Below are 16,964 nucleotides of genomic sequence, written 5' to 3'. Positions count from 1 at the left end.
AATTGTACCTTGCCGGACAACTAGCTCGCATTGGTGCTGTCGCGCAGGCGTTCCATTTCATCCAGCAGCATCTCAAGGCCGAGCTCGAATGTCTTGTCGAAACCGGCCCTACCAAAATAGGCCCCGGCTGTCATGACGCTGGGAAAATCCCGCGCCAGCTGCTCGTCGCTGACCGTGGTCACCGCCGAAGGACCCTTGGCGTAACCCGCGGTCTCGTCGAGAATCGCACCCATAAGGTAGTAGCTCGCGGCGCGGAACAGTCGTGCGCTCAGCTCAGGACCGAAGCCGCCAGCTTCGAACAGGCCGATGACACTATCCAGCTTGGCAAGACATGGCGGCGAATTCATGCGGTAGACGACAACGAACGGGGCGAAGGCCGGATGTTCGGTCGCGACGCGACGGTATTCCTGCATACCGATGCGGATCCTTTCGCGCCAGGGCACGCTGGCGTCGGGAATAACAATCGCGCTGATCTGCCGGTCGACCAGTGCCTCGTAGAGATGCGCCTGCGAGGGGAAGTGATGATAGATGCTCATCGCCTCGCAGCCGAGCGCGGCCGCCAGCTTGCGCATCGAAAAGCCGGCAAGCCCCTCACGCTCGATCACCTGGAAGGCCGCGTCCTCGATCATCTCGCGAGACAGCCGACCGCGCACTCTCTTTTTCTTGATCGATGAGTCCATGGCGTCGCTTGACAACTTACACTGTAAGGTTCATTTTCGACATTACCTTACACAGTAAGGCTAACAAAGACCAGAGGAGAAAACCATGTCGAACCGTCGCATTTCCAAATCCGTGCAGTCGTCCATCCGCCGTGCGTTACTGCTCACCGCCGCCGCCTGCATCCTGTCGCTCGGCGCGGCTCCAGCCCATGCCGATGAATACGATGCAACCATCAAGGACATCCAGTCGACCATGGGCGGTGTGCCCAGCTTTGTGAAGCAGTTCCCCAAAGCCGGCCTGCCTGGCGCCTGGGCCGAGGTCAAGGCCATCCAACTCAGCGACAAGACAGCGCTGCCACCAAAGGTCAAGTCGCTGATCTCGCTGGCAGTGGCGGCGCAGATACCTTGCAACTACTGCATCTGGTCGGACACCCAGGACGCCAAACGCGCCGGCGCCACCGACGAAGAGATCCAGGAAGCCGTGACAATGGCTGCGCTGACCCGCCACTGGAGCACCATCTTCAACGGAATGCAGGTCGATTTCGACACGTTCAAGAAGGAAATGGGCGGGGAGTAGCATATCCCGACCCTCGAAACGGGCAGCGATTCCGGACCGATCCGAGATAGCGTGGTCGCCTTGGTTCGTCGCTTATTCCTGATTGTGATGGCCCGCGGATGCGGCCATCACGGTCCCTTCGCACAGTCGCACCCGGCTGCCGTTCCGCCCACTGCCCGATCGAGGGAACCGTGGAAGACGACACTCTACCTATGCGCTCAAAAGCCATGCTAAAATGACCGATACTCCCCTGCGAAATGTATACCTATGCGCGCATTGCCACAAAATGAGACCATTGCCACGGCCTTGGCGAAGAGGTGGCTTGATGCACGAGTATTACAAGCAACACCGGGAAATGCGTGAGAGCCAACTTCATCGCCGTTCAGCAATTTTTTATCGCCTTTCGGCTTTTGTTTAATTTATGCAATATCATTCTGTGACGCGCCAGCTTTTTCTCAAGCTGCATTGATGAAATATGGACATCAGAATCTTTATATTTGTAGCCCGAGCGGTTTTGGGCAACAATCCCATTGCACGCTGAAGGTCTGACGATCGCTCCAGATCGCTTAAGTCTATTTTCAGTTGTATTTTCCAGGACTATACGCTGAATTGGACCATGGGTCCCGATCCCGGCATTTCCTCGCCGTCAGGGCTTCGACATCGCCTGGAAACAGCTTGCCAGGCCTGTCGACGGATTTTTCGGAAGCCAACCAATACATTGATTCACAACGAGGATCCGCTTCCGGAACAGCGCGGGTGCGACCGGCTCATGATTAACCATTCGCGAACAGACACGGTTAAGGTTTCGCTAATTTAGTTGACTAGGATTTCCACAGGTATATTTTCAATGCGTTGGGATGTGCAATTTGGGCGAGCAATCGACGATGATGACACTGGGCGTGTGATCGCGATTTCGGGGCGCAGAGAAATGCTGAACAGCAGCATACAGATCGTGTAGCAGCACAAGCTCCGCGGCCCAAGAACATTAGCGCACATCAATGATGGCGGTTCCGCAGATGCGGAGGTTTGCCACGTTCTGAAGGACGTGGCCGGGCAATGCTTTTGTCCCGGCCCGGGCGGTAGCGTGCGCGGTGCGTGAGAGGAAAGCATGAGTAAGCTCATCAAGGTTCTGAAACTGGAGTCCGGGAGCGGTCAAAGGGGCGCCAACCAAAACCGAAGCCGCGCCCTGGTCGCCGGAGGTGCGGGATTTTTGGGATCGCATCTGTGTGAACGTCTTTTGCGGGACGGATATGACGTTGTCGCGCTGGACAATTTTCACACCGGCAAGAGATACAATCTCAATGCCCTTCTGCGTAATCCGAGATTCACGTGCATCGAGCACGACATCGTCAATACTCTCCCTTTGGGTCTTCAGTTCGATGAGATCTATAATCTCGCCTGCCCAGCCTCTCCGCCGCATTACCAGGAAGACCCGATCCATACCTTCAAGACAAGCGTGCTTGGTTCACTGAACCTTCTGGAACTGGCGCGACAGAACAACGCCAAGATATTCCAGGCCTCGACGTCCGAAGTCTATGGCGACCCTTTCGTGCACCCACAGCCTGAGAGCTACTTCGGCAACGTCAATACGCACGGACCGCGGTCCTGCTATGACGAGGGCAAGCGCTCGGCCGAAACCCTGTTCTTCGACTATTCGAGAACATATGGCCTCGATATCCGCGTCGCCCGCATTTTCAACACCTATGGCCGCCGCATGCAGCCCGATGACGGGCGCGTGGTTTCGAACTTCATCGTCCAGGCGCTGCGCGGCCAAGACCTGACCGTCTATGGCAGCGGCATGCAGACGCGTTCCTTCTGCTATGCCGACGACCTGATCGAGGGCTTCGTCCGGCTGATGAATGCGCCGAGTGCGCCCGCGCATCCGGTCAACCTCGGCAATCCCGGCGAATTCACCATCACGGAACTGGCGACGCTGGTCATCAGCTATACCAACTCGCGATCGAAGATCGTGCATCGGCCTCTGCCGGTCGACGATCCCAGACAGCGCAAGCCGGACATTTCCTTTGCCAGGGCCAATCTCGGTTGGGAGCCGAAAATCGGCCTGAGCCAGGGGCTCGCGCAGACCGTCGACTATTTTGAGACCCTGCTCTACGGAAGCAAACTGGTCAAAGGAGCCGCGGCGTCATGACTCGCCCGGCAATCCTGGTGACGGGCGGGGCCGGCTTCATCGGCAGCCACACCTGCAAGCAGTTGGCCGGCGCCGGCTATTTGCCTGTTGTTTTCGACAATCTGAGCCGCGGCAACGAGAAATCCGTGGCCTGGGGCCCGCTTGTCGTCGGCGATATCCGGGACCGGGATGCGTTGCAGCGGGCGATGACGACGTACCGGCCGACAGCGGTCATCCACTTTGCGGCGCTGGCCTATGTCGGCGAGTCCGTTCAAGAGCCGGCTGATTACTATTCGACCAATGTAGCGGGCACCATCGCGGTGCTCGATGCGGCGCGTGCGAACGCCATCGACAACATCATCTTCTCCAGCAGCTGCGCAACCTACGGCGTGCCGGAAGCGTTGCCTGTTCGCGAGACGTCCTCACAAAATCCGATCAGCCCTTACGGGCGCACCAAGCTGATGGGCGAACAGATCATCGGCGACTATGCGTCCGCATACGGAATGAAATTTGCCATCCTGCGCTATTTCAACGCTTGCGGCGCCGACCCGGACGGCGAGCTTGGTGAGTGGCATTCGCCCGAGACGCACCTGATTCCCAGAGTGCTCATGGCCGCATCAGGCATCATCGACGAGATCGAGGTTTTCGGCACGGACTACGACACGTCGGACGGCACGTGCGTACGGGACTATATCCACGTAAGCGATCTGGCCCGCGCCCATCTGAAAGCTCTCATGCATCTCGAGGGCGGCGGACAAAGCCTGGCGGTCAACCTCGGCACTGGCCGGGGCGTATCCATCAAGGAGRTTGTCCAGGCGGTCAGCCGAATGACGGCAAGACCGGTTCCGGCCGTCTTCAGGACCCGGCGCCCGGGAGACCCGGCGGAGCTCTACGCCGATCCGGGAAGCGCACGCGAACGTCTCGGCTTCGTGCCGGAGCTTTCCGACATCGACACGATTGTCAGGACGGCTGCCCCCTTCTTTGGCCTGAAGGCGAAACCGACGAGACTGCCGCCTACCAAGACGGCAGCGCCTGTCGCCGCTCGGTGGCTCAGGAATAGCGGGGGCGGCAGCTCGCGCGCTGGCCAAATCCGCTAKGGCTGCAGATATACGGCGAGTTCCCCAGGAACGTGCCGCCATTGCCCGGATTGTAAGAGGCCTTCACCGGCGCCGGAGTACGCACCTTGATCCGCGGCGGCGATGCAAAAGCGTAGGCTCTTTCAATGGTCCGCACCGCGCTCGTCATATAGACAAGAGGCTCGCTTCTGGACGAATGAGCGATGAACGTGGCGCGGACTGGCTGGACCGCGGGTTTGCTGCCAAGCGAGTGGACCACAGGCTTGACCGAATTGGTCTTGGTTGCATCGACGCTCTGGCAACCCGAAACCATCGCGATCGCCACCGCAGCCACAATCATGAATGCGCTGTTCTTGCCCGAGCGAAACGCGCCCATTGCGGAATTTTTCATTAGATGTCCCCTGCCAAAGGCGCGTTGCGACATACTTTGCTTTCGTCGCTTTCACGCCGCGTAAGCGACTGCTCGCTACCACATACGCAGGAACATTAGACTTCACTTATTAAAATTCATGAAAACCGAATGGTGAGCTTACCGTCTGGTCGTTCCGTCGGATTTTATTAAAATGCGATCAATCTGCAATCGGCCCGCCGACGGCACTGGCCGGACTGCTTGACGCTTGACGATAAGCGATTCGGCAACGCCTTGACAGGCACCGACAGGAGCATCCTGGCTCGACACAGAGACGGATCTGGATTGTTTCTCGACCGGTCAGGATGGGTGCCGGCGCGGGGTTGCGAAAATCACTGGGTGTGTCATGGCTCGTGCGAGGTGGCAGTTCCGCTCAACCGCCGCTTTTGACCGGCGCTGGCTTCTGATCAGGGCTGATCATCTGACGCATCTTGTCGAAAGTCGCAGCGGTCGTGTCGCCGGATTTGAACTTGTGGTACTCCTGCCCGGGCTGCGCCGGCGACGCCTGGAAAACGTACCAGGAACCGCTCGGATCCTTCATCTGGTATATCGTGCCGCCCAATCGGTGATGGCTGAAGCAGGTTCGCCCCTGCGAGCTACCGGCAAGTGTCGTCCATTTTGCATCCATGCATAATTTGCCATTCTCGGTGATCAACCACCTGCCCTGGCCGATCGACGCGTTCGCGCCGCCGGTCCAGGCGCGAAGTTGGCGCCCATCCTTGGCAAAATAGGCTGCACCGTTTTCCCAGACCCATGTGCGGCCAGCATAAAGGGGAAACAGTTCCGCCGGAGTGAGCGGCGCTGCCGCGGCGACCGCCGACAAATCAACCTCTTCGGCTGTCGCGGCGTTTGGGCCGCTGACCAACAGCGGCTGCGCAACAATCATCGTCAACAGAAAGCAGCGGATCGACAGGATACCAACCACAGAAGTGATCCTCCAAATGACAACCGGCTGAGGGTGAGACAGGGCGCGCCAGCGTACCATCTGTCGCTTCTGTCTGTCACCGCTTCTCGTTCCAGCCAGGATCGAAGTAGAAGTTGCGGTCGCCGGTCTCGCCGCGGCCAGCGCCGGAAACCACATAGGCGATCCTGACGATGCGAACGCTACCGGCGCCCTGCTGCAGCCCATAGATGCCTTCCAGTCCGCGGTCGTAAAATCCCGCCGCCGGAACCGAGAGCGCAACACAGGCGAGCGATGCCTGCCAGGCGAGTTTCACGCCATTGGCTCGCAGCGAAATCCTGTTCTCGACGAGGTGCCTGGTGACGATCACAATCACAAGCAGACCGTAGATCAGCGCATTGAATGCGGCGAACCAGTAGAAGCCGGTGGAATTCGAAGGATGATCCACCAGAAGAACCGGCAAGGACGCACCAATCGCAAGCACCACATAAGGAACGATGACGCGCGCCGGCAGAAGGTCCTTGGGGCCGCTGCCCTTGGGAGTAACGCGGAAATCGACGAAGGATTTGGTCAGATAGTCGCGGATCGACGACAGCGTTCCGGCGAGCACCCATGGCCAACGCGCGAAGAACAGGAACAGCGTGCCTTCCCAACTGAGCGTCTTGGCGGTGATCGGGCGCGAAAGCCCGAACGCCTTCAACATCATCACGAGGACGATGAGGGCAATCGAGTTCGGCGCGTAGTAGAACAGGAAGTCGGCATACATCACGTTGGCGAAGTTCTGGCCCGAACAGAGCGCGTATATGGGCATGACGTACATCAGAAGCGCAAATGTGGCGAACAGCGGATACCAGAGCTGGCAAAACAGGAACTGAAATTTCAAGCGCGGCGGAAGCTTGGAAAGGTAGCTGGGCGAGTATTCGAGCAAGATCGTCATCAGGCTCCGCGACCACTGGAATTCCTGCGTGACAAGATCAGCAAAGGTCTGCGGGCCATCGCCATGCGCGATCGCGTCGATCGCATGCACGCCGCGCCATCCGGCCGCATTGATCAGCATCGACGTCGAATGGTCCTCGGCCAGTTCCGGGCCGAGACCACCCGCTTGCCTCAGCGCGACAGTTCGCACGGCATAGTGCGAACCGATGCAGAGCGGAGCTCCGCCGCCCGTGTGGCCGGACTGCAAGGGGCCGTGGAACATCCCTTCCGGAAACAGCCTGCCGCGCGCCGACCAGCTCTCTGCGGCATTGTTGTCGCAAATGCTCGGCGCCGAGACATAGCCAACCGCGGGATCGGCGAAGGGAAACAGGATTTCCCTCAGATAGGTTGGCGTCGGCACGTGGTCCGCATCCAACTGAGCGACGAAATCATAGCGCTCATAGCCATAATGATCGTAGAAAAATGCCAGGTTCCCCTCTTTGCAGCGCGTCCGGCGGGGCCACACCTTACGATGATAATCTTCCCGGCCGCGGCGGGTCGAAATCATGACGTTGTGGGCCTCGCACCAGGCGATCGTCTCCTCGGAAGGGTCCTCGTCTGCCAGCCAGGTATCGTGCGGATAATCCTGCACCAGCATCGCTTCCAGCGTGCGTGCGACCACGGCAAAAGGCTCGGACGGCGCCTTGGTGACCACCATCGCGACCCGCGAATGCTCAGGGATTGCGTGAAGTTTCGACGGCTTTTTCGACGCATGCACATTCAGGAGGAAGTACAACGGCATGAGCGTGAGCCATACCAGAATGAGCGTCGCGAATGCGTAAGGCCCGACATGCCCGACATGCTCGGGCTTCAGCCACCAGAACCAGAAGAATCCGAGCGTGACGAACCAGAAGGCCAGGGCCAGTCTCAAGACCCATTGCTGGGTGGCCGACAGCACGGGCACCAGAAAAGGGCCCTTCCGCGCAGTGGCGAGAGCCGTCTCAGGTCGCCGTGCCCACCTGCTTGCATGGTCGACAATGCCTGCCTGAACGGAAGCACTCATACACTTACCCGCCGCCACTTTGGGCTCTCCGCCGATAGATGGCTGAAAGCTCTCAAATCCCGGCGACAGAATCAGTCCGCGCTTTGTTAGAGTCAACTAAATTAAGCGTTCGTTAACCATGGTTCTTGAGATCTGGTTAACCTAACACCTTGAATCGGGAGGGGAATAACCGCGACCGACGCAGCCCAGCATGACGAGCCGGCAAAGTTTTCTTGTGTCGGAAGTTCGCTGTGGGGCCGAGGCTTTCCGGTCGCGATCAGGCTCGAGAGCAGCGTTAACCATGTTGTGAAAGACAGGGTTAAGCAACCGTTAATTGCGCTTGACTCTTGGTCACCGCCGGCTCTTAATTTAGCTTGGGATGATATATCGGGATATTGGCGCGAATTTGTGAGTATCGCGGCGAACCTTCTCTCTATAGCGCAGTCTATGTCGGCGCCCTGAGAGATAGATAATCGTTTGGTGGGCTGGGTGCGAAGGTTCGCACACCCGCCTATGGTCGCTCAGAAATCCCGCGGATTCCACCAGTATTGCCGATCGGTTGGGTAGTCGTGTCGATCAAGCCTCGGCGCGCACGGGCGAGGCTTCAACTTCCGCAGGATGTTGAAGCTATGGGAGTATAAAACATGAAACACACCACAGCAAACGCACTTGCGATCGCGCTTGTATTGGGCGCAAGCGCCGCGTTCCCCACTGCGGGAGGCGCCGGCTCAGTGGCCACGACCGACCCCGTTCAGACGAGCAGCGCCGCGTCGGCGTTCGGATCCTATGATCCCTACGGAGACTTCAGCGCCGACAAGAGCGCCAGCATCGAAGAGTTGTTCCTGCCCTGGGAAGACGTCGACCTGGCGAGCCTTCCCCTGGCCGACGCCTATGCCCTTCAGCGAAACCGGTCGCTGTTGATCACCATCGAGCCGTGGACCTGGTCGAAGGACTGGCGCATCACTCCGACCGAACTGCGCAACGGCATATTGAGCGGCAAGTATGACGCCAACATGCAGGCAATCTGCAATTTGGTGGGAGCCATGAAGAGCCCGGTAACCATTCGCTGGGCGCAGGAAATGGAGGACAAGAACGGCCGCTTCACCTGGGCCAACTGGGCTCCCAAGGACTGGATCGCCGCTTACAAGCGCGAGGTCGATATCTGCCGCAAGGCTGCCCCCGCCGCCAAATATATGTGGTCACCGAAGGGCGAAGAGGGTCTGGAAAAATATTATCCCGGCGACGACTACGTCGACGTTATCGGCCTCTCGGTGTTCGGGCTGCAGAAAAAGGACAATAACGAGACCGGACACGACCGTACGTTCGCCGAGGCGCTGAAGCCCGGCTATGACCGCGTCGCGGGCTTCAACAAGCCGGTCGTGGTGGCGGAGCTCGGCTATGTCGGGAAGCAGGAATATGTCTCGCAATGGGAAATCGATTCCCGCAAGTCCTATTCTGAATTTCCGGCCCTGACCTCGGTCGTCTACTTCAACCAGAAGGAAGTGTGGCCGTGGCTGGGTGGCTATGGACTGCCCGATTGGAGGGTTACCCAGCATATCTTGCCCTAGGGGGTGCTGTACCGTGTGTGGTGCAAAACTGGGCGTGGCGTAAAATAGTGGGGTAGGGTCGTGAAACGAGTATTGGGGAATTGTATCGGAACGGCGCTTGCCTGTTCCATCGGTGTCTTTGCCTTCCAGCTTCCCGCGGCAGCGACGACAGCGGCGCAGGTCGCCGAAATGGCCAGCCAAGCGGAGGCGGTGCCCGATGCGGGTATCTACCAGATGTACCAGAACCGTTCGTGGCTCTGGGGTCAAAACGGTGCCGGATTTTTTGCCGTGCAGCGCCGTCAATTCAGCGCCTGGACCTCGGACAAGGGCAAACTGGGCTACGGCGACGGCATCTGGTTCCTCCCCGGAGGAGGCAAGCTGTGCTTCCGCGCAAAATGGCATGGAGCAGGAGGCGACGCCGACGCCCTCACCTGTTTCGAGCATCGCCAGGCCGGCAGGGTGGTTTACCAGCGCAAGATTCCGGATGGCGACTGGTACGTTTTCAGGAGCTCGGATCGCAACATGGCGGACGAGTTCATGAAAGTAAAATACGGCGACTACGCCACCTGGAAACAGAATCGGATCAAGGCAAAGCCGTAGATAGGGTCATGCGCGACCAGCCATTGGCCTACGCCTTGCGCTCCCAGCTGCGGTCCGGCGTCTGCTGCCAGTAGGTGACGGCGTGGCCGGCGTCCTTCATCGTCTTCCAGTGCCTCCGGGCCGCCTCGACCTGGGCGGCATCGTGGCCGTCGAACAGGAACACCGCGCGCTCGTAACCGCCGAGTTCGGGCGGCATGGCGCCATCGACCAGGAAGCGGATTTTTGCCTCGTTGAGATTGCCGTCGCCGGTGGTCAACAGGATCGGCTGTTCACCGGGATAGGCCTCACGATCGGTTGCATGGGCGAGGAACGAATCGTCGCGAAAAGTCCAAAGATGCTGGTCGAGCGCATCGCGGCGTTCCTCGGTGCCGGTCTGCACCACGGCGCGCCAGCCACGGTCGATGCTGCGCTCCAGGAGGCCGGGCAGTGCATCCTCCAGCGTCGATTCGGTCAGGTGGTAGAACAGGACGTCGGCCATCGCCTCAGCCTATACCGGATGAACCCGCTTACTGTTCATAATTGTCTCGCACCAGCCGATCGAGCAGCCTGACGCCGAAACCGGAACCCCAGGACTGGTTGATCTCGTTCGACGGTGAGCCCATCGCGGTGCCGGCAATGTCGAGATGCGCCCATGGGGTCTCCTTGACGAAGCGCTGCAGGAATTGCGCGGCGATGATGGCACCGCCATAGCGGCCGCCAATGTTCTTCATGTCGGCATTCTTGGAATCGATCAGCTTGTCATATTCGGCGCCGAGCGGCATGCGCCACAGCCGCTCCTGCGTCGCCTGCCCCGCCGCCGTCAGCCTTTGCGCCAATTCGTCGTTGTTGGAAAACAGGCCGGCATGGTGCTGGCCAAGCGCCACCATGATGGCGCCGGTCAGCGTCGCCAGATTGACCATGAATTTCGGCTGGAAACGGTCGTTGCAGTACCACAGCGCGTCGGCCAGCACGAGGCGGCCTTCGGCGTCGGTGTTGAGCACCTCGATGGTCTGCCCCGACATCGAAGTGACGATGTCGCCGGGGCGCTGGGCATGGCCGTCGACGGCGTTCTCGACCAGGCCGATGACGCCGACGACATTGGCCTTCGCCTTGCGCGCGGCCAGCGCATGCATCAGGCCGGTGACGGCGGCGGCACCACCCATGTCGCCCTTCATGTCCTCCATGCCGGAGGCCGGCTTCATCGAATTGCCGCCAGTGTCGAACGTGACGCCCTTGCCGACGAACGCAACCGGGCTGTCCTTTGGCTTGCCGCCGTTCCACTGCATGATCGCCATGCGGGCGCCGCGCGGCGAGCCCTGCGCGACACCGAGCAGCGAGCCCATGCCGAGCTTCTTCATCTCCTTCTCGGCCAGGATCTCGACCTTGACGCCGAGCGCCTCGAGTTCCTTGGCGCGGGCGGCGAACTCAACCGGCCCAAGCACGTTTGCCGGTTCGTTGACCAGGTCGCGCGCCAGAAGCACGCCGTCCATCACCGCCTCGGCGTCAGCGAAGGCCTTCTTCGCAGCGGCCGGAGCGGCGGTGTGGATGGTGACCTTGACCGGCTTTTTCGGCTCGGCCTCGTCCTTGTCCTTCCTGGTCTTGTACTTGTCGAAGGCATAGCTGCGCAGAAGAATGCCTGCCGCGAGGCTTGCCGCCTCCTTGCCGCTCGGCGAGGCGCCGACCATTTCGAGCACCACGGCCACGTCGGTCGCCTTGCGCAGCGACCCGGCAATGGTGCCGCCAAGCTTCAGCCACGCATATTCGTCGAGCCCCGACACCTTGCCGGCGCCGATCGCCACCAGCCTGTCGAGCGACGCTCCTTCGGGCGCCAGAACTTCGACGGTGCTGGCGAACTTGCCGGTGAATTCGGCGACCGGAAAGGCCCGCTCCAATGTCTTGCCCGGATCGCAAGCCTTGGCGGCGTCGCTCAGGCCGCCCTCATCCGCCGACAGCACGAAGACCGTGCCATTCTTGGGCGCGGAAAATTTGGCGAAGGCGATCGACGGTCTTTGGCTCATCATGTCCTGCTTTCGGAAAATGCGTAGCTTTTGGGGAAGTGGTTCGAAGCGATGCGCGACATTTGGTCGTTTTCCCGCATTTGGCAAGACTTTGCCAAATTCGCACCCCATATGACCAACGGAATCGATGGTGATTCTTCGCGGCACGGCCCCGCTTTTTGCCGCAACTTGTTGTTAACCATCGATGTTTTCCCTTTCTTATCCATTGCCGCCGACACTCCGACCGCCGGGGCGCGCGCAATGTGGGACGGAACCGGATCGACCATCCATGGAGCCAGTTGTGCAGGCGCCGCCGGACAGCTACCTTGTGCGGTGGCATGATGCCGTTCGAGAAAATCGAGAAAAGCCTTCATGAAGGTCATTGAACGCTACATCATGCGCCGCGCTTTCGTGGTCTTCCTGGCTGCGCTGGTGTGGACGCTGGCCATCGTCTGGACCACGCAAGTGCTGGCCAAGATCGACCTGGTCACCGACAGCGGCCAGTCGTCGCTGACCTTCTTCGAGGTGGCCGCTCTCATCCTTCCCTCCATCATCCCGATCGTCGTCCCCTTTGCCGTGGTGGTGGCGGTGGCACAGACACTTAGTGTCATGAATTCGGATTCCGAGCTCGCCGTCGTCAACGCCGCGGGCGCCTCGCGCTGGACGATCGTGCGGCCGATCATGCTTCTGGCACTCGCGGCCAGCGTCTTTTCCTTTGCCGTCGACAATGGCATCGACCCTTATGCTCGGCAGAAGAACCGGGCGCTGGTGGCGGCGTCGCACGCGGACCTGCTGTCGCTGATCATCCAGGAAGGCACCTTCCGCAAGATCGAGGATGGGCTGTTCCTGCAGATCGGCGAGCGGCTTCCCGACAATCGGTTGGGCGGTATCTTCGTCGCGGATTCGCGCGAGGAAGGGGTCAACCTCGTGTACTACGCCAAGACCGGCAGCATCATCGAACGCGGCGGCGAAAAAGTGCTGATGATGAATGACGGCGTCATTCATCGCAAAACACTGACCGGCGACCTGTCGGTCATCCGGTTTACATCCTATGCCTTCGACATGTCGGCCTTCATGGCGGCCGCCTCGGAGGTGACGCTGCTGCCGAAGGACCAGACGACGCAGTACCTGCTCAATCCAAACCCCAACGACAAGAACTACCAGCAAATCCCGCTTGAATACCGGGCCGAGCTCAACCAGCGGTTTTCGGAATGGACCTATTCCATCGTCTTCGCACTGATCGCGCTCGCGGTCGCCGGGGACGCGCGCTCGCACCGCGAGGCACGCGTCAATCCGCTGATCACGGCGATTTCGGTATCGTTGTTCGTGCGCTGGCTGGGCTTCTTTGCCGCCAGCAAGGCCGATGAGGTCCCGCAATATGCCTATATGGTCTACGGCGTGCCCATCGTGGCATCGGCGGTGGCGATCTGGTTCATCGTATCCAACCGGACCTTGGAACTGCCGGTAGCCTGGGCGGACTGGATGACCAGTTTCGCCAGCCGCATCGGTGACAGCTGGAACGCGCTGAAGCTGCGTTTGTCCGGCACTTCAGGGCAAGGGGTCAGCTGATGGGCTGGACGCTGGGCCGCTATTTCTTCTTCCGCTACGTGACCATCACCTTCTGGTTCTTCATCGGCCTCCTGGCGCTGGTGTTCCTGATCGATTTCACCGAGCTTTCCGGCCGCACCACCGGCCTGCCCGGCTTCACTTACGGGACGGCGGTGGCCATTTCCGGGCTGCGGATGCCGATGATCATGCTGCAGACGGTGCCGTTTGTCGGCCTGTTCTCGGCGATGGCGACGCTGGTGTCGCTCAACCGGCGCTACGAGCTGGTCATCGCGCGTTCCGCCGGCGTTTCGGCCTGGCAATTCCTGTTGCCGTGCTGCATCGGAGCGTTGCTGTTCGGCGTCCTGTCGGTTGGCGTCATCAATCCACTCGCCGCGCACGCCTTTTCCTGGTCCGAGCAGATCGAAACCGAGCTGCGCTCCGGCAAATCGAACACGGTTTCGGCTGATGCCGCACCCTGGATCCGGCAGAAAACCAGCTCCGGGGACACCATCATCGGTGCGCGTGCCATCCTCAACCAAGGCCTCGAGATGGCCGATGTCGTCTTTTTCGTTCTCGACCCGCAAGGCAACATCGTCGAGCGCAAGGATGCCGCGCGCGCCTTCCTGCGCGACGGCTATTGGGAATTGCAGGACGTCAGGACGTTCCAGAACGGCACGATCCAGACAGCGACAAACGATCGCGTGCCGACCAATCTGAAGCCCGAATTCGTGCAGGAGCGGCTGGCGCGCCCCGAAACCATTCCGTTTTATGATCTGCCCGGAAAAATCGAGGTTGCCCGCTCCTTCGGCCTCAAGGCAAATGCCTTTGCCATGCAGTTTGATTCGCTGGTGGCGTTGCCGTTCCTTCTCGTCGCCATGACGCTGATTGCGGCAACGGTATCAATGCGATTTGCTAGGATGGGACAGTCAGCGACGATGATTCTGGGTGGCATCGTCGCCGGCTTTCTGCTTTATGTCGTTTCGGTTCTGGTGAAGGCATTCGGCGTGGCGGGATTTGTGCCGACTGTCGTAGCCGCCTGGGTCCCGGTCGTGGTGGCTATGTTCTTCGGGGTGACTTTCCTGCTATACAAGGAAGACGGCTAGTGAGGGAGGCGTTTTTGCCCAGCAACAGGCAGGCCGGTTTGGCGCGCCTCTATGCGGCTAGCGCCTTGGCGTGCCTGCTTGCCTGCGCCGTGCCGATGCCCGCTCTTGCGCAGGACGTCAGCGACATGGCGGCCACGGTTCCGTCCGGCTCGCAGATGCTGCTGGCGGCCGACACGCTGGTCTACAACAACGACAACCAGACGGTGACCGCCGTCGGTGGCGTGCAGATCGACTACGGCGGCAATCGCCTTGTCGCCCAGCGGGTCGAATACAACCGCAACACCAAGCGGATGGTCGCTAGCGGCAATGTCGAGGTCGTCAACAGCGACGGCACCAAGATCAATTCGGAACATATCGACATCACCGATGATTTCGCCGACGGCTTCGTCAACGCTTTGCGCGTCGAAACCATCGACAAGGCCTATTTTGCCGCCGAAAGCGCCGAGCGCATGGGCGGCGTGCTGACCACGTTCCACAATGGCGTCTACACCGCCTGCGAACCGTGCGAGGACAAGCCCAACAAGGCGCCGACATGGCGCGTCAAGGCCAGGAAAATCATCTGGAACGGCGAGAAGAAGACGGTTCGCTTCGAGAACGCGAATTTCGAGTTTTTCGGCTTCCCGCTTGCCTACCTGCCGGCGTTTGAGATTGCCGACCCGACAGTGAAGCGCAAGAGCGGCTTCCTGATCCCCAGCATCGTCTACAAGAGCGATCTCGGCGTCGGCGTAAAGGTTCCCTATTATTTCGCCTTGTCACCGACCTACGACCTGACCGTCACCGGCACCGGCTACACCAAGCAAGGCTTCCTCGGTGAGGCCGAGTGGCGCCAGCGCTTCAACAATGGTCAGTACAGTTTGAAGATTGCCGGGATTCAGCAGCGGGATCCTGATGCCTTCCTGGACACGGATGCATTCCCAGCCACTGCTGGCCACAACATCAATTCGGGTGAAGTTGGCGATCCGAACAAATTCCGCGGCATGATGGGCACCCAGGGGCAGTTCGCCATCAATCCGCGCTGGAATTTCGGCTGGGATGTGCTGCTGCAGACCGACAAGAACTTCTCGAACACCTACGGCATCGACAAGTACGGCAGCAGCGTCCACCAGTCGTCGGTCTACCTGACGGGTCTCAACGGCCGCAACTATTTCGACCTGCGCGCCATGCACTTCGAGGTGCAGGAAGATACGCCCAACAGCAATATCTCCGCACGCAGCAACCAGCAGCCCTGGGTGCTGCCGACGCTCGACTACGCCTATATTCCCGACATGTCGGTGGCCGGCGGTCAGTTGTCACTCAATGCCAACGCGCGCGTCATCCGCCGCGACGATCTTGATCAGACCTACTTCACCCCCTACACACCGGCGTCGGGCGTCCAACGTGTCCGCGGCATCGAAGGTGAATCCGGACGTCTCACCACCGAGGCCGAGTGGAAGCGGTCCTTCGTCACCGATAATGGGCTGGTGCTGACGCCATTGCTCGCGCTGCAAAGCGATGTCGACTACGTCAACGCGTCATCGGCTTCGCTTGCCGCCGTCAACCAGATGGCAACGAATTTGGGCCAGCAGGACGATATGCGTTCCTCGTTTGCCCGTTTCATGGCCACCGCCGGGCTCGAAATGCGTTGGCCGGTGCTGTTTTCGGCTGCCAATTCCAGCCATGTGGTCGAGCCGATGGCACAGGTCTTCATGCGCCCGAACGAGCAATATGTCGGCGGGCTTGCGGTTCCCAATGAAGACGCCCAAAGCATGGTCTTCGACGCGACCACGTTGTTCGAACGCGACAAGTTTTCCGGCTACGACCGTGTCGAAGGCGGTTCGCGCGCCAATGTCGGCCTGCGCTATTCCGGCTCCTACAACAATGGCTGGGGCACCAATGCCATTTTCGGCCAGTCGTATCAGATTGGCGGCGAGAATTCCTTCGCCGCGCCGGATCTGGTGAATGTCGGCGCCTTCTCGGGCCTCGACAACACCAAGTCGGACTATGTCGGCCTGTTTGGCGTCAACAGCCCCAATGGCTTTGCCGCCTCGGTTAGCGGCCGGTTCGACGAACAGAGCTTTGAAATGCGCCGCGGCGAGCTAAAGGCCGCCTATACCGGCCTGCCGGTATCGCTGACCGCCAAATACGCCTTCATCCAGGCACAGCCGCTTTACGGTTTCACGACCGACCGCCACGAAGTCACGCTTGGTGCGTCGACGCATCTCGCTGAGAACTGGCGCGTCTTCGGGACCGGAACCTATGATTTGCAGGAAAGCCTGCTGGTCAGCGACGGCGTCGGCTTCGCCTACAACGATTCCTGCTTCACCTATCTGATGACGTACTCGCAGTCGCGCGACCTGAACACTCGGGAGGTGTCGCAGACCATCGGCTTCAACCTGTCGTTCCGTACCCTCGGCGATTTCGGCTCGTCGAGCAGTGCCATCGACACGATCCAGTAACAGTCGGCGACATCGTTTCGCCGCATAGGGCTGGCACGGATTTCGTGCACCCGGAACGCATGAATTGGG

Annotated in this window: 13 protein-coding genes and 1 pseudogene; 8 read left to right on the top strand and 6 right to left on the bottom strand. The window is 60.1% G+C overall.

Annotation, left to right across the window (positions count from 1 at the left end):
* Window positions 1-20: 20 nt before the first annotated feature.
* Window positions 21-680, bottom strand: coding sequence for a TetR/AcrR family transcriptional regulator (locus AC1D0I_RS19645; RefSeq protein ID WP_477397118.1), 660 nt, complete (start codon window positions 678-680; stop codon window positions 21-23).
* A gap of 85 nt (window positions 681-765) precedes the next feature.
* Between AC1D0I_RS19645 and AC1D0I_RS19640 the strand changes: the two genes are divergently transcribed.
* The 3 genes and pseudogenes from AC1D0I_RS19640 to galE all read left to right on the top strand — a co-directional run.
* Complete coding sequence (locus AC1D0I_RS19640; RefSeq protein ID WP_477397116.1) at window positions 766-1,236, top strand: carboxymuconolactone decarboxylase family protein; 471 nt, start codon at window positions 766-768, stop codon at window positions 1,234-1,236.
* Window positions 1,237-2,323: 1,087 nt separating this feature from the next.
* A complete protein-coding gene (locus tag AC1D0I_RS19635; protein ID WP_477397114.1) occupies window positions 2,324-3,364 on the top strand; it encodes a UDP-glucuronic acid decarboxylase family protein in 1,041 nt (346 codons plus the stop codon).
* Window positions 3,361-4,386 (top strand): annotated as a pseudogene (gene galE, locus AC1D0I_RS19630) (UDP-glucose 4-epimerase GalE); the annotation flags it as partial. The gene AC1D0I_RS19635 and the pseudogene galE, both read left to right, overlap by 4 nt.
* A gap of 815 nt (window positions 4,387-5,201) precedes the next feature.
* Here the strand turns inward: galE and AC1D0I_RS19625 are convergent.
* Window positions 5,202-5,813 carry a DUF995 domain-containing protein gene (locus tag AC1D0I_RS19625; RefSeq protein ID WP_477397113.1) on the bottom strand — a complete coding sequence of 204 codons (612 nt, stop codon included), beginning with the start codon at window positions 5,811-5,813 and terminating at the stop codon, window positions 5,202-5,204.
* 16 nt (window positions 5,814-5,829) lie between these two features.
* Entirely contained in the window at window positions 5,830-7,707 is a 1,878-nt protein-coding gene (locus AC1D0I_RS19620) for a glycosyltransferase family 2 protein (protein WP_477397111.1), read from the bottom strand.
* A gap of 623 nt (window positions 7,708-8,330) precedes the next feature.
* Here AC1D0I_RS19620 and AC1D0I_RS19615 point away from each other — a divergent pair.
* Window positions 8,331-9,254, top strand: a complete 924-nt coding sequence (locus tag AC1D0I_RS19615; RefSeq protein ID WP_477397109.1) for a glycoside hydrolase family 26 protein — start codon at window positions 8,331-8,333, stop codon at window positions 9,252-9,254.
* A 168-nt stretch (window positions 9,255-9,422) separates the two neighbouring features.
* Window positions 9,423-9,833 (top strand): DUF995 domain-containing protein, encoded by a 411-nt coding sequence (locus tag AC1D0I_RS19610; protein WP_477397107.1) that lies wholly within the window; start codon window positions 9,423-9,425, stop codon window positions 9,831-9,833.
* A gap of 28 nt (window positions 9,834-9,861) precedes the next feature.
* Here the strand turns inward: AC1D0I_RS19610 and AC1D0I_RS19605 are convergent, their stop codons facing one another.
* Genes AC1D0I_RS19605 through AC1D0I_RS19595 form a run of 3 tightly spaced genes read right to left on the bottom strand, consistent with a single transcriptional unit; the run spans window position 9,862 to window position 12,192 of the window.
* Window positions 9,862-10,311 carry a DNA polymerase III subunit chi gene (locus AC1D0I_RS19605; protein ID WP_477397105.1) on the bottom strand — a complete coding sequence of 150 codons (450 nt, stop codon included), beginning with the start codon at window positions 10,309-10,311 and terminating at the stop codon, window positions 9,862-9,864.
* A gap of 28 nt (window positions 10,312-10,339) precedes the next feature.
* A complete protein-coding gene (locus AC1D0I_RS19600; RefSeq protein ID WP_457153614.1) occupies window positions 10,340-11,830 on the bottom strand; it encodes a leucyl aminopeptidase in 1,491 nt (496 codons plus the stop codon).
* Window positions 11,830-12,192, bottom strand: coding sequence for a hypothetical protein (locus AC1D0I_RS19595; RefSeq protein WP_143748785.1), 363 nt, complete (start codon window positions 12,190-12,192; stop codon window positions 11,830-11,832). The genes AC1D0I_RS19600 and AC1D0I_RS19595 overlap by 1 nt, the downstream gene beginning before the upstream one ends.
* On the opposite strand from AC1D0I_RS19595, the gene lptF reads away from it, so the two are divergent.
* The 3 genes from lptF to AC1D0I_RS19580 are packed head-to-tail and all read left to right on the top strand — an operon-like array spanning window position 12,182 to window position 16,895.
* The gene (gene lptF / locus AC1D0I_RS19590; protein ID WP_477397103.1) at window positions 12,182-13,378 is read left to right on the top strand and encodes an LPS export ABC transporter permease LptF; all 1,197 of its coding nucleotides are present in this window, start codon (window positions 12,182-12,184) and stop codon (window positions 13,376-13,378) included. The genes AC1D0I_RS19595 and lptF overlap by 11 nt on opposite strands.
* Entirely contained in the window at window positions 13,375-14,460 is a 1,086-nt protein-coding gene (gene lptG, locus AC1D0I_RS19585; RefSeq protein ID WP_477306082.1) for an LPS export ABC transporter permease LptG, read from the top strand. Before lptF ends, lptG begins: the two co-directional genes overlap by 4 nt.
* Window positions 14,460-16,895, top strand: a complete 2,436-nt coding sequence (locus AC1D0I_RS19580; protein ID WP_477397102.1) for an LPS-assembly protein LptD — start codon at window positions 14,460-14,462, stop codon at window positions 16,893-16,895. Before lptG ends, AC1D0I_RS19580 begins: the two co-directional genes overlap by 1 nt.
* Window positions 16,896-16,964: the final 69 nt, after the last annotated feature.

The sequence above is a fragment of the Mesorhizobium sp. P2_D1 genome (genome assembly GCF_056404455.1).
The sequence above is the reverse complement of the archived record's forward strand: the minus strand, read 5'-3'. Positions and strand labels throughout refer to the sequence as shown.